This window comes from Saccharothrix xinjiangensis, assembly GCF_039527585.1.
GTDB lineage: Bacteria > Actinomycetota > Actinomycetes > Mycobacteriales > Pseudonocardiaceae > Actinosynnema > Actinosynnema xinjiangensis.
In genome coordinates this window covers 1-15,557 of sequence record NZ_BAAAKE010000004.1, presented here as the reverse complement: position 1 = coordinate 15,557, position 15,557 = coordinate 1, and the positions used below count along the sequence as shown (strand labels likewise).

Annotated in this window: 17 protein-coding genes and 2 pseudogenes; 12 read left to right on the top strand and 7 right to left on the bottom strand. The window is 75.4% G+C overall.

Annotated features, from left to right (window positions below; translation table 11 throughout):
* The first annotated feature begins 91 nt into the window (after positions 1 to 91).
* The 4 genes from ABD223_RS10685 to ABD223_RS10670 are packed head-to-tail and all read left to right on the top strand — an operon-like array spanning position 92 to position 1,651.
* Positions 92 to 427 carry a PadR family transcriptional regulator gene (locus tag ABD223_RS10685; RefSeq protein WP_344035907.1) on the top strand — a complete coding sequence of 112 codons (336 nt, stop codon included), beginning with the start codon at positions 92 to 94 and terminating at the stop codon, positions 425 to 427.
* A 2-nt stretch (positions 428 to 429) separates the two neighbouring features.
* Positions 430 to 963, top strand: a complete 534-nt coding sequence (locus ABD223_RS10680; RefSeq protein WP_344035906.1) for a hypothetical protein — start codon at positions 430 to 432, stop codon at positions 961 to 963.
* Entirely contained in the window at positions 960 to 1,199 is a 240-nt protein-coding gene (locus ABD223_RS10675) for a hypothetical protein (protein WP_344035905.1), read from the top strand. The genes ABD223_RS10680 and ABD223_RS10675 overlap by 4 nt, the downstream gene beginning before the upstream one ends.
* A gap of 44 nt (positions 1,200 to 1,243) precedes the next feature.
* Positions 1,244 to 1,651, top strand: coding sequence for a hypothetical protein (locus ABD223_RS10670; protein WP_344035904.1), 408 nt, complete (start codon positions 1,244 to 1,246; stop codon positions 1,649 to 1,651).
* On the opposite strand, the gene ABD223_RS10665 is transcribed toward ABD223_RS10670, so the two are convergent.
* Together ABD223_RS10665 and ABD223_RS10660 are read right to left on the bottom strand one after the other, a co-directional pair.
* Positions 1,648 to 1,857, bottom strand: a complete 210-nt coding sequence (locus tag ABD223_RS10665) for an acyl-CoA carboxylase subunit epsilon (protein ID WP_344035903.1) — start codon at positions 1,855 to 1,857, stop codon at positions 1,648 to 1,650. The genes ABD223_RS10670 and ABD223_RS10665 overlap by 4 nt on opposite strands.
* Positions 1,854 to 3,485, bottom strand: coding sequence for an acyl-CoA carboxylase subunit beta (locus ABD223_RS10660; RefSeq protein ID WP_344035902.1), 1,632 nt, complete (start codon positions 3,483 to 3,485; stop codon positions 1,854 to 1,856). Before ABD223_RS10660 ends, ABD223_RS10665 begins: the two co-directional genes overlap by 4 nt.
* 174 nt (positions 3,486 to 3,659) lie before the next feature.
* On the opposite strand from ABD223_RS10660, the gene ABD223_RS10655 reads away from it, so the two are divergent.
* The 7 genes and pseudogenes from ABD223_RS10655 to ABD223_RS10625 form a co-directional block, all read left to right on the top strand.
* Positions 3,660 to 4,439 (top strand): biotin--[acetyl-CoA-carboxylase] ligase, encoded by a 780-nt coding sequence (locus ABD223_RS10655; RefSeq protein WP_344035901.1) that lies wholly within the window; start codon positions 3,660 to 3,662, stop codon positions 4,437 to 4,439.
* A gap of 30 nt (positions 4,440 to 4,469) precedes the next feature.
* Entirely contained in the window at positions 4,470 to 4,988 is a 519-nt protein-coding gene (locus tag ABD223_RS10650) for a PH domain-containing protein (RefSeq protein WP_344035900.1), read from the top strand.
* Entirely contained in the window at positions 4,975 to 5,904 is a 930-nt protein-coding gene (locus ABD223_RS10645; protein WP_344035899.1) for a hydroxymethylglutaryl-CoA lyase, read from the top strand. Before ABD223_RS10650 ends, ABD223_RS10645 begins: the two co-directional genes overlap by 14 nt.
* 236 nt (positions 5,905 to 6,140) lie before the next feature.
* Complete coding sequence (locus ABD223_RS10640; RefSeq protein ID WP_344035898.1) at positions 6,141 to 6,638, top strand: YbaB/EbfC family nucleoid-associated protein; 498 nt, start codon at positions 6,141 to 6,143, stop codon at positions 6,636 to 6,638.
* The gene (locus ABD223_RS10635; protein ID WP_344035897.1) at positions 6,635 to 6,943 is read left to right on the top strand and encodes a WXG100 family type VII secretion target; all 309 of its coding nucleotides are present in this window, start codon (positions 6,635 to 6,637) and stop codon (positions 6,941 to 6,943) included. Before ABD223_RS10640 ends, ABD223_RS10635 begins: the two co-directional genes overlap by 4 nt.
* A gap of 95 nt (positions 6,944 to 7,038) precedes the next feature.
* Entirely contained in the window at positions 7,039 to 9,822 is a 2,784-nt protein-coding gene (locus ABD223_RS10630) for a glycohydrolase toxin TNT-related protein (RefSeq protein ID WP_344035896.1), read from the top strand.
* Positions 9,819 to 10,067, top strand: a pseudogene (locus ABD223_RS10625) (hypothetical protein); the annotation flags it as partial. The gene ABD223_RS10630 and the pseudogene ABD223_RS10625, both read left to right, overlap by 4 nt.
* A 103-nt stretch (positions 10,068 to 10,170) precedes the next feature.
* Here the strand turns inward: ABD223_RS10625 and ABD223_RS10620 are convergent.
* Positions 10,171 to 11,445 carry an ATP-binding protein gene (locus ABD223_RS10620; protein ID WP_344035895.1) on the bottom strand — a complete coding sequence of 425 codons (1,275 nt, stop codon included), beginning with the start codon at positions 11,443 to 11,445 and terminating at the stop codon, positions 10,171 to 10,173.
* Positions 11,445 to 12,116 (bottom strand): response regulator transcription factor, encoded by a 672-nt coding sequence (locus ABD223_RS10615; protein ID WP_344035894.1) that lies wholly within the window; start codon positions 12,114 to 12,116, stop codon positions 11,445 to 11,447. Before ABD223_RS10615 ends, ABD223_RS10620 begins: the two co-directional genes overlap by 1 nt.
* A 33-nt stretch (positions 12,117 to 12,149) precedes the next feature.
* Between ABD223_RS10615 and hisN the strand changes: the two genes are divergently transcribed.
* Positions 12,150 to 12,935: a histidinol-phosphatase gene (hisN, locus tag ABD223_RS10610; RefSeq protein WP_344035893.1), complete on the top strand. Its 786-nt coding sequence runs from the start codon at positions 12,150 to 12,152 to the stop codon at positions 12,933 to 12,935.
* A gap of 1 nt (position 12,936) precedes the next feature.
* Here hisN and ABD223_RS10605 read toward each other — a convergent pair whose 3' ends face one another.
* The 3 genes and pseudogenes from ABD223_RS10605 to ABD223_RS10595 all read right to left on the bottom strand — a co-directional run.
* Positions 12,937 to 13,491 carry a GtrA family protein gene (locus tag ABD223_RS10605; RefSeq protein ID WP_344035891.1) on the bottom strand — a complete coding sequence of 185 codons (555 nt, stop codon included), beginning with the start codon at positions 13,489 to 13,491 and terminating at the stop codon, positions 12,937 to 12,939.
* A gap of 35 nt (positions 13,492 to 13,526) precedes the next feature.
* Entirely contained in the window at positions 13,527 to 14,042 is a 516-nt protein-coding gene (locus tag ABD223_RS10600; RefSeq protein ID WP_344036377.1) for a GtrA family protein, read from the bottom strand.
* 34 nt (positions 14,043 to 14,076) lie between these two features.
* A pseudogene (locus tag ABD223_RS10595) lies at positions 14,077 to 15,557 on the bottom strand (hypothetical protein); the annotation flags it as partial.

Here is a 15,557-nt window from a genome sequence, read left to right as displayed (position 1 = left end):
GGGTGGAGGTGGTGGGACGGGATTACCTATATCGAGTTAGGGCCTTCTCGATATAGGCCGAATTCGATACGGTCCGCGTGTGCCGCCCAGGATGACCTTGCCGACCCAGCTGGTGCTCCGGCTGCTGCTCGACGCGCCGGAGCAGGAGGCGTACGGCCTCGACGTGATCAAGGGGACCGAGCTGCCCCCGGGCACCGTCTACCCGCTGCTCCAGCGCCTGGAGCAGGCGGGGTGGGTGACCGCCCGCTGGGAGGAGGACCCCTCGGACGAGCGCCGCGGCCGACCCCGGCGCCGCTACTACCGGCTCACGCGGGACGGGGCCGCCCGGGCCACCAACGCCCTGGCCGAGGCGAGCCGCAAGCGGGCGCCCGTCCTGTCGCGGTTGCTGCGGCTGGAGCGGACCTCGTCGCCGGTCGAGGAGGGCTGACCGTGGTGAGCGGTGCGGTGTCCACCGGCTTGGCGGCGCAGCACGGGGCGGGCGGCTGGGTGGGCCTGGGAGCGATCGCCGTCCTCGGCCTGTGGTTCGGCCTGCACGCCGTCGTCGGCGTGCGGCGGGCCCTCCGCGACCGCGAACGGGGCCCGGTCCACGCCCTCCGGGCGCTGGGGCGCCTGCTGCCGCGGGACGAGGCCCTGGTGTGGGTCGAGGCGCACCGCGGGTTCCTGGCCGACACGGACGACCGGCGCGCCCACTTGCTCAGCGTGGTGGCCCGCATGCCCCGCCAGCTGTGGACGAGCTGGTCGGCCCGGCTGTTCCGCTGGTGCCGCACCCGGCAGGTGAGCGCCCTCGCCGCGGTGCTGGAGTTCGGCGCCGACCAGTCCGGCGAGCGCCCCGCCTGGCCCGCGGTCCTGTCCCTGTCCGGCCGGGACCTGCGGGCGCTGGCGCGCGGCGCGCCGGTCTGGGTCCGCTCCACCAGGGGGCGGCTCATCGACGTCCGGCTCCGCCGTGCCCGGAGGTCGTCGTGACCGGTCCGCGGGTCCCCGACCAGTGGTCCCTGGTGCGCGAGGTCCTCACCGGCGAGGCGTGGGCGCCGTTCGTCCGTGTCGCCCTGCTGACCGCGCTGCTGGGCGGCCTCGCCCTCGCCGCCCTGGTCGTGCTGGGACCGTTGGCGGTCGGTCTCGGCGCCGCCGGGGGCGCGGGCACCGTCGGCGCCGTCCGTGCCGTGAAGCGCCGCCGCGAGCCGCCGGACCCGGCTGCGTAGATCTACCGATGCGCGCCCGTTCACCGTTGGGCAACCTCGGAGACGTGCAGCGTTGGGCTCTGGTGGTGCGTCGCGCGGACCGGCGTCGCGGTCGGTACCGGTGGTTGTTCGTCCTGCCCGCCGTCGCGGTCCTGGGGGTGGCGGCGAAGGTCGTGTCCTCCGACCCGGTCGGGTACGGCGTGCCCTTCTGGCCCTTCGCCGACGTGGGGGACCACGTCGAGAGCCGGGTCATGGACGAGGTCACCACCGCGGCCCGCGACCTGGGCCGCCTCGACGCCGTGCCCGGCGCGGTGGCCGGGGAGGACGGCGTCGAGGTGCTGGAGTCGCGGGTCGTGGCGGGCCAGGTGTGGATGCGGGTGCGCCTGCGCGTGCCCGACGGCGTCCGGTGCCGCGCGGTCGGCGTCCTCCGCGACGCCGGCGTGCAGGTCACCAGCCGCCGGGTGGAGTGCTAGGGCAGGCTCGACGCCCGCCACGCGCCGGGGCCGGGCTGCGGGAGCCCGCGCACCAGGCGCGAGCGGTCCGCCCAGGCCGAGCGGCGCGCCCGCCCGGCCTCCCGCGCGGGCCGGGACGCCAGCGCCGCCACCACGGCGGTCAGGGCGGCCAGTTCCTCGTCGTCCGGGTTGCCGCGCACGACCCGGAGGTGCGGTCGCGCGCTCACAGCGGGATGTTCCCGTGCTTCTTGGGCGGCAGCACCTCGCGCTTGTCGCGCAGGATCGCCAGCGCCCGGGCCACGTGCGCCCGCGTGAACGACGGCGGGATCACCGCGTCCACGTAGCCGCGCTCGGCCGCCACGTACGGGTTGCACAGCGCGTCCTCGTACTCGCGCTGCAACCGGGCCCGCAGCTCGTCGACGTCCTCGCCGTTGCCCACCGCGTTGGCCAGGGTCTTGCGGTGCACGATGTTCGCCGCGCCCTGCGCGCCCATCACCGCGATCTGCGCGGTCGGCCACGCCAGGTTGACGTCCGCGCCGAGGTGCTTGGACCCCATCACGTCGTACGCGCCGCCGTACGCCTTGCGGGTGATCACGGTGACCAGCGGCACGGTGGCCTCGGCGTAGGCGTAGATCAGCTTCGCGCCGCGCCGGATGATGCCGTTCCACTCCTGGTCGGTGCCGGGCAGGAAGCCGGGCACGTCGACGAAGGTCAGCACCGGGATGTTGAACGCGTCGCAGGTCCGCACGAACCGCGCCGCCTTCTCCGCGGCGTCGATGTCCAGGCAGCCCGCGAACTGCGTCGGCTGGTTCGCCACCACGCCGACCGAGTGGCCGTCGACCCGGCCGAACCCGATCAGGATGTTCGGCGCGAACAGCGGCTGGACCTCCAGGAACTCGCCCTCGTCCAGCACGCGGGTGACGACCTCGTGCATGTCGTACGGCTGGTTGGCCGAGTCCGGGATCAGGGTGTCCAGCTCGCGGTCGGAGTCGGTGACCGAGTCCTGGATCGAGCCGTGCACCAGGTCGTCCGGCGCGTCGAACACGGGCGGCTCGGACAGGTTGTTGGCCGGCAGGTAGGACAGCAGCTCCTTGACGTAGGAGATGGCGTCCTCCTCGTCGGAGCCCAGGTAGTGGGCGTTGCCCGACTTGGTGTTGTGCGTGCGGCCGCCGCCCAGCTCCTCGAAGCCCACGTCCTCGCCGGTGACGGTCTTGATCACGTCCGGGCCGGTGATGAACATGTGCGAGGTCTGGTCGACCATGACCACGAAGTCGGTGAGCGCCGGCGAGTACACGTGCCCGCCCGCGTTCGCGCCCATGATCAGCGAGATCTGCGGCACGACGCCGGACGCGGCCACGTTGCGGCGGAAGATCTCGCCGTAGAGGCCCAGCGAGACGACGCCCTCCTGGATGCGCGCGCCGCCGCCCTCGTTGATGCCGACGATCGGCCGGCCGGTCTTGATCGCCAGGTCCATGACCTTGACGATCTTCTCGCCGTACACCTCGCCGAGGGACCCGCCGAACACGGTGACGTCCTGGCTGAACACGCAGACCGGGCGGCCGTCGACGGTGCCGTAGCCGGTCACCACGCCGTCGCCGTAGGGCCGGTTGCGGTCCTGGCCGAAGTTGGTCGAGCGGTGCCGCGCCAGCTCGTCCAGCTCCACGAACGAACCCGGGTCGAGCAGCAGCTCGATGCGCTCGCGGGCGGTCTTCTTGCCCTTGGCGTGCTGCTTCTCCACCATGCGCGCCGAACCGGCGTGCACGGCCTCCTCGTTGCGCCGGTGCAGGTCGGCCAGCTTCCCGGCCGTGGTGTGAACGTCCGGCTCCTCGCCGATGGGGGCGGTCGCACTGGTCATGACCGCGCAGCTTAGCGGCCGGACCAGGCCCCGACAGGGCTAGTAGCCCAGGTCACGATCGGTCGATTTGACCTCCAGCGCGCTGGAGGTAGCAGGCTTGGCCGAGCGGCCCGCCCCGCCGTCCGCACCGCTCCGACGCAGCGCGCGGGACGGGCCGCTCCTACCCTGCACACCGTGGACGCCGCAACCCTCCGCGACCGGCTCGTCGGCCCCTACGCCGCGGTCGACGTCGTCGCCAGCACCGGATCGACCAACGCCGACCTGCGCGCCGCCGCGGGCCTGGGCGCGCCGGACCGCACCGCGCTGATCGCCGAGGAGCAGGTCTCGGGCCTGGGCAGGCGCGGCCGGGGCTGGACCTCGCCCACCGGCGGCCTGTACCTGAGCGTGCTGTTCCGCCCGGTCGGCGTGCCACCGGCACGCGTGCCGTGGCTGACCCTGCTGGCCGGGGTCGCCCTGGTGCGCACCGCGGCCGACGTGGGCGTCCGGGCCACCCTGAAGTGGCCCAACGACCTGCTGATCGGCGGCGCGAAGGCCGCGGGCGTGCTCGCCGAGACCACCCCCGACCACGCCGTGGTGCTGGGCATCGGCCTGAACGTGGCCGAGCTGCCCGACGACGTCCGGCCCGGCGCGGGCGGCCTCGCGCCGACCAGCCTGGCCGACCACGCGCCGGAGCCGCCGGACCGCACCGCGCTGGCCGTCGCCCTGCTCGGGCAGCTGCACGACCTGGAGGTGCGGTGGCGCGGGCTGGCGGGCGACGACCCGGCGCTGCGCGAGGAGTACCGGGCGAACTGCGGCACGCTCGGCCGCCCGGTCCGGGTCGAGCTGGCCGGCGCCGCGCCGCTGCTCGGCACCGCCCACGACCTGGCCGACGACGGCACGCTCGTGGTCCGCGACGAGAAGGGCTCGGACCACCCGGTTTCCGCCGGGGACGTGGTGCACCTGCGAGTACGGTGAGCTCAGCACCAGCCACCGAAGGGGACCGCAGTGGCCCACCCGGACGACCTGCTCGAACCCGGAGAGCGCGTCGTGATCCACAAGCACCCGCACTGGAAGGCGCTGTCCGTCCCGGTGGCCGTCCCGGCCGCGCTCGCCGTCGGCGGCACGTGGCTGGCGGGACCCGTGTCGGTCCTGTCGTGGTCGACGACCGCGTGGCTCGTGCTGACCGGGATCGCCGCGGTGCTGGTGGCGTGGCTGGTGGTCACGCCGGTGCTGCGCTGGCGCACCACGCACTTCATCGTCACCGACCGGCGGCTCATGTGCCGGATCGGAGTGGTCAAGCGGGCCCGGCTGAACCTGCCGCTGGAGCTGGTCCGCGACGTCCGCTTCGAGCAGGGCGCGGTGGACCGGGTGCTGGGCTGCGGCACGCTGGTCATCGAGGCCGACGCGGACGAGCCGCTGGAGTTCGACGACATCCCGGCGGTGGTCGAGGTGCGCGCGGCGCTGGGTCGGCTGCTCGACGGCGGGCACCTACAGGAGGGCAGGAGCACGAATGGGCGCGCGTGAGGTCGGCCTGCCGGAGTCGGTCGCGGGCGAGGGGTTGCCGGACCGCGTCACGATCTGGGAGGTGGGGCCGCGGGACGGCCTCCAGAACGAGTCCGAGGTGGTCCCGGTGGCCACCAAGCTGGAATTCCTCGACCGGCTGGCCGACGCGGGCGGCACGGTGCTGGAGGCGACCAGCTTCGTGCACCCGAAGTGGGTGCCGCAGCTGGCCGACGCCGAGGAGCTGCTGGCCGGCCTGGACCGGCGGGCCGGCGTCGACTACCCGGTGCTGGTGCCCAACGAGCGAGGCCTGGAGCGGGCGCTGGCGGCGGGCGTCGGGCACGTCGCGATCTTCGCCAGTGCCACCGGGTCGTTCGCCCGGCGCAACCTGAACCGGTCCCTGGACGAGCAGTTCGCCATGTTCGAGCCGGTGGTCGCCCGCGCCAAGGCCGAGGGGCTGCGGGTGCGGGGTTACGTCTCGATGTGCTTCGGGGACCCGTGGGAGGGCGCGGTCGGGCGCGACCAGGTCGTGGGTGTCGGCAAGCGACTGCTGGACATGGGCTGCGACCAGCTGTCCCTCGGCGACACCATCGGCGTGGCCACGCCGGGGCAGGTGACCGCGCTGCTGGCGGCGTTCGGCGGCGTCGAGCGGCTGGCCGTGCACTTCCACGACACCTACGGGCAGGCGCTGGCCAACACGCTGGCGGCCCTGCGGGCGGGCGTGACCACGGTCGACTCGTCGGCGGGCGGGCTGGGCGGCTGCCCCTACGCGGAGTCCGCGACCGGCAACCTGGCGACCGAGGACCTGGTGTGGATGCTCGACGGCCTCGGCGTCGGGCACGGCTTCGACCTGGACAAGCTCGCCGACACCAGCGCGTGGATGGCGCGGCGGCTGGGCCGGCCGAGCCCGTCGCGGGTGGTCCGGGCGCTGCGGGGGTAGCGCTCGGGCGGCGGGTTCGCGGTGTCCCAGTGGAGGGTTCGAGGTGTCGCGGTGGAGGACTCGTGGTGTCCGGGTGGAGGACACGCGATGCCTGGGCGGAGGACACGCGCGGGGGTGGGGGTTCGGGCGCGGCGGGGTGGATTTCGGCCGAAGGGGCTCGGAACCGGGTGCGGGGTCGTAACGTCCAACGCGCGACCGACGACCACGCCCGGCGACGGTTGGAACCGGAGGTGGCCGTGACGACCGATCACCGCGCCCGGGTCGACGAGCTGCTCGCCGACTACCGGCGCAGCCGCGACCAGCTCGCGTCGGTGCAGCGCGACCTGGCCCGGGTGTCGGCCGCGGCGACCAGCCCGGGTGGCGAGGTCACCGCGGTGGTCGACGCCCGCGGCACGCTCACCGACCTGGAGCTGACCGCCGACGCCTACCGGCTGCGGCCCGACCGGCTCGCCCAGCTGGTCGTGCGCACCGCGCGGGAGGCCGTCGCCAAGGCCGCCGAGCACACGTACCAGGCGCTGAGCCCGGTGCTGCCCGCCGGGACCGACCCGGAGGCGCTGGTGCGCGGCACCGCGGACCTCCGGCCCGAGGAGATCCGGCCGGAGGAGGTCCGGACCGACAGGGTCGGCTCGGAGCAGGACCCGCGGTCGGCGCGGTCCCGCCCGGTCGACGACGACGATGACTTCGAGCAGCGCGACTGGCTGAACGTCGACGCCACCGGGAGGCACCTGAGATGACCGGCTTCCACACCGACCTCGCCCGCCTCACCGAGGGGGCGCAGGACTTCGGCGCGTTCGCCGAGCGCGCCCGGAAGATCGCGGGCGACCTGGGCGGCGCGCTCGACTCGCTGGGCGCGTGCTGGGGCGACGACGCGGTCGGGCAGAGCTTCGCGGCGAGCCACGTCGGCCCGTCCGGTGACGTGCTGAGCGGCATGGGCGGGCTCGGCTCGGGTTTCGGCGGCGTCGGCGAGCGCCTGACCGAGACGGCCCGCACCTACCGCGCGGTCGAGCAGGGCAACGCCGACTCGTTCCGCGCCCTCTGAACTTCCGCGCCACCTGACTTCCGCGCCACCTGATCAGCACCACCCGGTCAGCGCCACCTGACCTCCGCGCCGTCTGAAACTCCTGGGGAGCCGCCATGGGCATCGAGCTGCCGGCCGAACTGGCCGAGGTCGCAGCCAAGGCCGGGGTCGTGTGGCCCCGGGCCGACGAGGACGCGATGCGCGCGTCCGCCACCGCCTGGCGCGAGGCGGGCGCCGGGTTCGCCGCGCTGGCCGGTGAGTCCGACGGCGCCGCGAGCAAGGCGCTGGGCGCGATGAGCGGCCCGGCCGGTGAGGCGGCGCGCGGGCAGTGGACCGCGTTCACCGCCCCGGACGGCGTGCTGAACTCGGTCGTGCGCGGCTGCCACTCGGCCGCGGACCGGCTCGACCACGCGGCCGAGCAGGTCGGCGCGGCAAAGGCCGAGCTGGTGCGCGAGCTGGTGAACCTGGCCAGGAACAACGACGCGGCGCAGCAGGCCGCGACCGCGGGCCACCCGACGGCCCTGCTGGGGCTGGACACGGCCATCCGCGGCGCGGCGACCAACGTCGCCCACCTGACCGACGCGCTGACCAGCGCGGTGCGGCTGGACAGCGGTGTGACCGTGGGCGGGAGCCCGCCGCCGATCGACACCAGCCCCGGCGTGCACGGGCCGGGGGCGCAGGGACCTGGTGGCGAAGGTCCCGGTGGCGCGGGGGCCGGCCCTGGTGGCGACCAGGGGCGCGGCAACCAGTCCAACGGCGGCGGGCTGCTCGGTGGCGGTGGGCTGCTGGGTGGCGGCGGGCTCGTGGACGGCTTGCTCGGCGGCGGCAGCGACAACGGCAACGGCAACAACGGCGGTAACGGCAACAACGGCGGCAACGGCAACGGCGGCGGCAACGCGGGCGGCAGCGGTGGTCCCGGTGTGACCGCGCCCGGTGCCGGCGGTCCCGGTGTGAACGGCCCCGGCGCGAACGGTCCCGGGAACGGTGGCAACCAGGCCCCCGGCCTCATCGGCGGCCTGCTGGGCGGTGTCGCGGACACGGTCGGCGCGGTGGCCGACCCGCTCGTGGACGTGGTCGGCGCGGTCGCGCCGCCCGTCGCCGCCGTGGTGGACCCGCTGGTGGACACGGCCAAGGACGTGGCGCGGGGCGCGGGCGACACCGTCGACCAGGCCCTCCCCGGCCCGGTGGGCTCGGGTCCCGGACACGGACCGGGTTCCGGACACGGGTCTGGTCCCGGACATGAACCGGGACCGGGGCACGGGCCCGGTCCGGGTGCCGGACACGGTCCGGGTGCCGGACACGGTCCGGGTGCCGGACACGGTCCGGCCGGCCCTCTGCCCGGTCTGGTCGACCACGTGGTGAAGCCGGTCGTGGACGCGGTCGGCGGAGCCCCGGGCGCGCCCGTCGTGGACGCGCCCGGACGCTCGGCGGACACGGTCGGCCAGTCGGCCGCCGCTGTCCTGGACCGGCCGGTGCTGCCGGTCGACACCCCGCACGCGCCCGCGCCGCAGCCCGCGACCCCGGCGAACCAGACCGCACCGCAGGGCCCCTCGTTCGGCGGGCCGACCGGTGGCGCGCCCGCACCGGCCACGGGCGCCGCAGCCCCGGCCGCCGGTGCGGCGGCGACCCAGTCCCCGACGGCCAACACCGGTTCGCAGCCGCCCGCGCAGCAGGGCCAGGCCGCGCCGAAGGTGGACGCGCGAGCCGCGCAGGCGGCCGTGCCGACCCAGGGCGCGCCGGGCCAGGGGTCGGCGCAGGGTTCCGGGCAGGGCTCCGGGCCGGGGTCCGCCGCCCAGGGCCAAGGGCAGGCCCAGGGTCAGGGGCAGGGCCAGAACCAGGGCGCCGCCAAGACCGACGCCCAGGTCAGGGGCGAAGTCCAGGCCAAGGCCGAGTCCCAGGTCAGGGCCGATGCCCAGGCCCGGGGCGAGGCGAAGGGCGAGTCCGTCGCCGGCGACCTGCGCGAGGCGCCGGCCACCGCCGCCCGGAACGTCGGTGACGCGGTCCAGGACGGCTCGCTCGCGTTCGCCGTCGTGCCGATCCCGGTCGGCCGGGGCGGCGCGGACCGGAACCCGCTCCTGCCGGGCCCCGCCCCCGCGACCCTGCCCACCGAGCAGGCCGACGAGTCGGGGCCCGAGACCGAACCGGTGCCCGCGGCGAGCACCGCGCGGCCGAGCACCGAGGCCGCGGCGCTGTTCCTGTCGCACATGTTCCCCGGCGGCGCGCTGCCCCGGCCCCGCACCGCGCCGGCCCGCCAGCTGCCGCCGCCGTCGGGCGAGCGGGTGTTCGCGGCCGGCCTCCGGTTCGAGCCGGACGGCCACCCGGACCGGCACCTGGTCGACACGTCCGCGCAGCCCGGCCTGGACCTGACCTACGGCGACCGGCTGCGGTCCCGGCTGTCCGGCGCGGCGGGCGAACCGGTCGCCGAGCCGCGGCCCGCCGTCGCCCGCCCGCGCCTGGTGCTCGCGCCGGGCGGCGCGCCCGACCCGGGGCTGCTGGTCGGCCACGACCCCCTGGCCGGCCTGCACGAGCGCGACTGGGACCGCCGCTTCCTGGTCCGGTCCGACCCGCCGGAGTACGCGTGGCCGCCGGGTGAGCTGTTCCCCGAGGGCGGTTACGAGGCCGGTCAGCCCGGCGTGCTCGCGGTCGGGGTGGAGCTGGACCGGTTCGGCACGCCGGAGGGCCGGGTGCTGTCCGAGCTGGGCACCGCCTACGCCGCCCGCTCGCTGCCGCCCGCCCTGCTCGACGCCGGGTACCACCGGTACCGGGTCGCCAGGGTGCTGCCGGTGTGGTTCACGCTGTCCGCCGAGTGGTTCGGGCAGCCCGGCGGTGGCGTCCGCTACCGCACCACCCACCCCGTGGCCGAGCTGCTCGCCCTGGGGCACCTGGAGGAGGTCCGGTGAACGCCGAGTCGGTCGAGGGCTGGCTGCTGGCCGTCGGCGTGCCCGCGGAGGTCGTGTCGATCGGGGCGGAGGCCGAGAACAGGTGGTGCCTGCTGCCCACCGAGGAGGGCTTCGAGGTCTTCTGGCGCGAGCAGGGCAACCGCTACGACTGGGCCGCGTTCACCAGCGAGGACGTGGCCTGCCACTACCTGTTCGGCCGCCTGGTGTGGGCGCAGGTGGCGCGCGGCGCGGTCGGCGTGCTGCCGGACCGGGCGGACCGGGCGGACCAGCCGGACCGGGCGGACCAGCCGGACCGAGCGGACCAGGTGGACCAGCCGAGTCGGCCGGACCAGCCGGACCGGGCCGCGCCTAGCGGGGCGTGAGGTCCGTCCGCCAGCTCACGCCCACCACGTCCTCGGCCTTCGGCACCGGCAGGAACAGCGCGAACGTCGCGGGCCGGGCGGTGGACAGCTCCAGCCGCCCGCCGTCGGCGTCGACCAGGGCCCGCGCCAGCGCCAGGCCCACGCCGGTGGAGCCGCCGCCGGACACGCCGCGCTCGAAGATGTGGTGCGACAGCTCGTCCGGCACGCCCGTGCCCGAGTCGCTGACCTCCACGACCACCGTGCCCTCGTCCCGGCGCGCGGACACGACCACCTGGCCCTCGCCGTGCCGCAGGGCGTTGTCCAGCAGCACGCCGATCGCCTCGCGCAACCGGGCGGGCGTGGCGCGGGCCAGCAGCCCCTCCGGCACCCGGACCCGCAGCGCGCGCCCGACCCGGCGCAGCGGCTCGCGCCACTCCTCGGCGATGGCGACCAGCTCGGCGGCCAGGTCCAGCGGCTCCGCGCCGACCGAGCGGGCGGCGCGGGCGGCGGCCAGCATCTCGTTCAGCACCTCGGCCAGCCGCTCGGCCTGCTCCAGCGCCGCCCGCGCCTCGGCGGCCGCGTCCGGCTCCGGGTGCAGCGACAGCGACTCCAGGCGCAGCTGCAACGCGGTCAGCCTGCTGCGCAGCTGGTGCGACACGTCGCCGACCAGCTCCCGCTCCCGCTGCACCAGCTGGGCCAGCGCGCCCGCCGACTTGTCCAGCGCGTCGGACACCAGGTCCAGCTCGGGCACGCCGTGCCGCCGGTCGTCGCGCCGGAAGTCGCCCGCGCCGAGCCGGGCGGCGCGGGCCGCCACGTGCCGCAGCGGCTCGGCGAGCTTGCGCGCGGTGACCGTGGCCACGACCGTGCCGGTGCCGACGGACAGCACCACCAGCAGCACCACCAGCGCCGCCACCTGGTACTGCGTGGTGCGCACCGGGCCCGCGGGCACCTCCAGCCGCACCGTGCCCTGCTGCGCGATCGGCACCTGCACCGACAGCACGTCCGTGCCGGGGGTGCTGCCGAACTCCAGCACCCGGCTGCCGGTGGTGACCACGAGGTGGCCGCCCTCCGGCACGCCCACCTCGACCGGTCCCAGGTCGATCGGCTGCGCGTTGGCGATCTGGTCGTCGATGGAGGCCGCTATCCGCTGCGCCCGCGTGCTCAGGTCGTTGCGGGCGGCGCCCTCCACCAGCTGGAGCGCCGTGTAGCCGAGCGGGATGCCCAGGGCGAACCCGGTGACGGCCACGGCCAGCAGGATGGCGCGGAGGATGCGGCTGCGCATCAGTCGGCCGAGTTGAACCGGAACCCGACGCCGCGCACGGTCGCGATCCGGCGCTCCACGCCCCGGGCCTCGCCGAGCTTGCGGCGCAGCCACGACATGTGCATGTCCAGGGTCTTGCTGCTCTTGAGCTCCGGGTCGTTCCAGACCTCGGACAGGATCTCGTCGCGGTGCACGACCTGGCCCGCGCGCTGGATCAGCACGCGCAGCAGCTCGAACTCCTTGTTGGCCAGCTGCACCTCCTGCCCGTCCACGGTGACGCGGCGGGCGGCGAGGTCCACGCGGACGCCGTTGACCTCCAGCGTGCCGGGGGCGCGCCGGCGCAGCAGCGCCCGGATCCGGGCCATCAGCTCGGCCAGCCGGAACGGCTTGGCCACGTAGTCGTCGGCGCCCGCGTCGAGCCCGACCACGAAGTCCACCTCGTCGGACCGGGCGGTGAGCATCAGCACCGGCAGGCCACGACCGTTGGCGCGCAGCCGGCGGCACACCTCCAGGCCGTCCATGCCGGGCAGGCCCAGGTCGAGGACCAGCAGGTCGATGCCGCCGTGGGCGGCCGCGTCCAACGCGCCGGGGCCGTCCCCGACCACCTGCACCTGGTACCCCTCGCGCTGAAGCGCGCGCGACAGCGGCTCCGCGATCGCCGGGTCGTCCTCGGCCAACAAGACCACGCTCACGGCACTCAGCGTAGGCGTGGCACGATCCACCGCGTGTCCGCCCTTCGCGCAGATCTCGCCCTCGCCCTCCGCCTCGCCGACGAAGCCGACGGGATCACCACCGCGAGGTTCCGCGCCGGCGACCTCGTGGTGGAGCGCAAACCGGACCGCACGCCCGTCACCGACGCCGACGTGGCCGTGGAGGACGCCATCCGCGCCGTGCTGGCCGCCGAGGCCCCCGGCGACCAGGTCGCCGGCGAGGAGCGGGGCGGTGAGGTCGGCGACGGCCGCGCCTGGGTGGTCGACCCGATCGACGGCACGAAGAACTTCCTGCGCGGCTTGCCCGTGTGGGCGACGCTGATCGCGCTGGTCGAGGACGGCAAGCCGGTCGTCGGCGTGGTCAGCGCGCCCGCCCTCGGCCGCCGCTGGTGGGCGTCGGCGGGCGGCGGCGCGTTCACCTCGGACCCGTCGGGGGAGCGGCGGATCGCCGTGTCGGGGGTGCGCGACCTGGCGGACGCCTACCTATCCACCACGCACCTGGGCTCGTGGGTCGAGCACCACTCGCGCGAGGCGTACCTGGCGCTGGTGGACGCGTGCTGGGAGAACCGGGCGTTCGGCGACTTCTGGCAGCACTGCCTGGTCGCGGAGGGCGCGATCGACCTGGCCGCCGAGGCGGTCGTGAACCCGTGGGACGTCGCGCCGTTCCGGGTGCTGGTGACCGAGGCGGGCGGGCGGTTCAGCGACCTGACCGGCGCCGACCGCCACGACGGCGGCAGCGCGCTGACCAGCAACGGCCACCTGCACGAGGTCGCGCTGGCGGTGCTCGCGGGCGGCCGCTAGGTCACGAGTGCCCGAGGGACCGCTCTTCGTCCTCGGGCAGGTCGTAGGCCCTGGTCACCCGGCGCGGGCGGTAGTCGGCCTGCGGGAAGACCCACTTCTTGTAGCCGTACCAGCGGAACACCATGGCGATCAGGGTGCCGACGACCTGCGCGCTCATGAAGTCGGAGAACTCCTCCGCGAGCCGGCTGACGTGGGGCTCCTGGAGGTGCAGCAGGTACCTCGACACCCACAGCGGCGCGGAGTTCAGCACGATGCCGATGCCGTTGATCAGGAAGAACAGCGCGGCCTCGTGCCTGCGCTCCCGCCCGCCCCTGGTCTTGAACGACCACTCGCGGTTGAGGACGTAGGACACGATCGTGGCGACCAGGGTGGCCACGACCTTCGCGGTCACCGGGTGCTCGCTGAGCACGAGCGACTTCAGGCCGAAGAAGATGGCCGTGTCGATCACGAAGCAGGTGCCGCCCACCAGGGCGAACTTGAGCAGCTCCCGGTGCTTCAGCGCCAGCGAACGCAGCGGTTCGGGCAGGCGCAGCACGACGTTCTCGACCACGGACACCACAGCAGTGTACGGAGCCGCGGTGAAAGCGCTGTTCAGGCGACTTCGCGCTGCTCCCGGACGACCCGCAGCTCCCGCACGGGCGGGCGCGCGTCGGCCTGGGGGAAGACGAACTTGCGCATCGCCCAGAACTTGAAGCCGGTGGCCAGCAGCATCCCGATCACCGAGCCGCTGGCGAAGTCGGCCGGCTCCGAGTGCAGGTCGAACACGTGCCGCGACACGTACAGCGGCAGCAGGTTCACACCGATGCCGATTCCGCTGACCAGGAAGAACAGGGCCGCCTCGTGGTGCCGCTCCCGGCCGCCCCTGGTGTGGAACGACCACTCGCGGCTGAGCACGTAGGACGCGATGACGGCCACCAGCACGCCGATGGCCTTGGCCGTGACCACCTTGTCGTCCAGGACGGTGAGCTTGAGCGCGTACCACACGCCGTTGTCGATCAGGAACGTCGTGCCGCCCACGGCGGCGAAGCGGATGAGCTCCCGGTGCTCGCGGACCAGGAAGCGGACCGGTTCCGGCAGGCGGGCCAGGATCCTGCGCACGAGTGGCAGCACCGGGGCAGGTTACCGGCCCGTGCTCGAACGATCACGAAGGGGTTCGGCAGGGGTCCGGCAGCAGGTCCCCCACCAGCGGGGGCAGCCACGGGAGGAGCGGTTGGCACGGCTCGGGCCGCCGGGTGGGCGGTTCGGTCGGCGCCGGCGTCGGGTCGGTGGGCGCGGTCGTGGGCTGCCCGGTGGGCGGCGGCTCGGTCCGCGAGGTGGGCGCCGGCGTCGAGGGCGCGGTGGCCGGGGCGGTGGTCGGCGACGACGCGGTGGTGGTCGGCGGCGCGGTGGTCGTGCGGGGGACCGTCGTGGTCGTCGCGGGCGCGTTGGTGGCAGGCCCGGGGTTGGTCGGCCCGGGGGTGCCCGCCGGCTCGTCGGCCTGCGGTTCCGGTTCGCCGTGGTCGTGGCCGGGGCGCAGCGACACCGGCACCTCGACGGTCTTCGTCGCGGCGCCGAGGGTGGCGGTGGCGCGCACCACGCCGTTCCGCCACGGCAGGCCGAACACCCACACGGGCACCTGGAACGTCTCGCCCCGGTCCAGCCGCACCTCGCACACGACCCGGCGGTGCGACCGCTCGCACCCGCGCCACAGCGTGATGAGGGTGAGGTGCGCGTCGGTCTCGACGACCAGGCGCGCCGTGCCCGGCCTGCCGCCGGTGTTGGTGACCGAGACGTCCAGCCGCGGTTCCCAGAAGTGGTGCTGCCACTTGCGCACCGACAGCTCCAGGTCGTCCTCCGCCGGGGCGACCTCGACGTCCACCTCGACGTCCACGCTGATCGCGGCGCCGGCGCTGACCGTGCCGGTGATCAGGCCGGTCATCGCTTCCCAGTCGGCCTGGAGGTGGAACACGAACGTGGCGGTGCCGCCGGGCGCGATGCCCCGCGGTGCGGCGCAGGTGATCGCGCCGACGCCCGCCGGGCAGGTCACGGTCTGCTCGGGCAGGCCGTCGAGCTGGGCCGGGCGGCGGCCCGCGAACGACGCCGGTCCGCCGGTCGCCCGCACGCCGGGCGGCAGCAGGAGCGCGGCGCCGGCGGGCTCGGAGGCGGTCTCGCCGGAGTTGCGCACGGTGATGGGCAGGGCGACCGGGTCCGCGCCGGGGGTGAGGCTGAACCCGCTGGGCACGGTCGGCACCAGGTTCGGCGGCGTCGGCTCGGGCTCCGGTTCCGGCTCGGGCTGTGGTTCGGGTTCCGGTTCGGGTTGCGGCCCCGGACCGGGCTGGGGTTCGGGTTCCGGCTCCGGTTCGGGCTGCGGCGGGGCCGGCGGCGCGGGTTCCGCCGTGGTCGTGGGCGCCGGGGTGGTGGTCGTCGTGGGCGCGGTGGTGGTCGACGGGGCCTGCGTCGGCTGCGGCTCGGTGGTCGACAGGACCCGGGTGGTGGTCGTGGGCAGCGGCGAGACCTGCGCGGCGGGCGTCTCCTGCTCGCCGCCCGCGGCCAGGCCGATCACGGCCGCGAGCGCGAGGGCGGCCACCGAGGCGGCCGCGACGAGCAGCTGGCGCGGCGCGGCGGTGAGCAGGTTGGTCACGC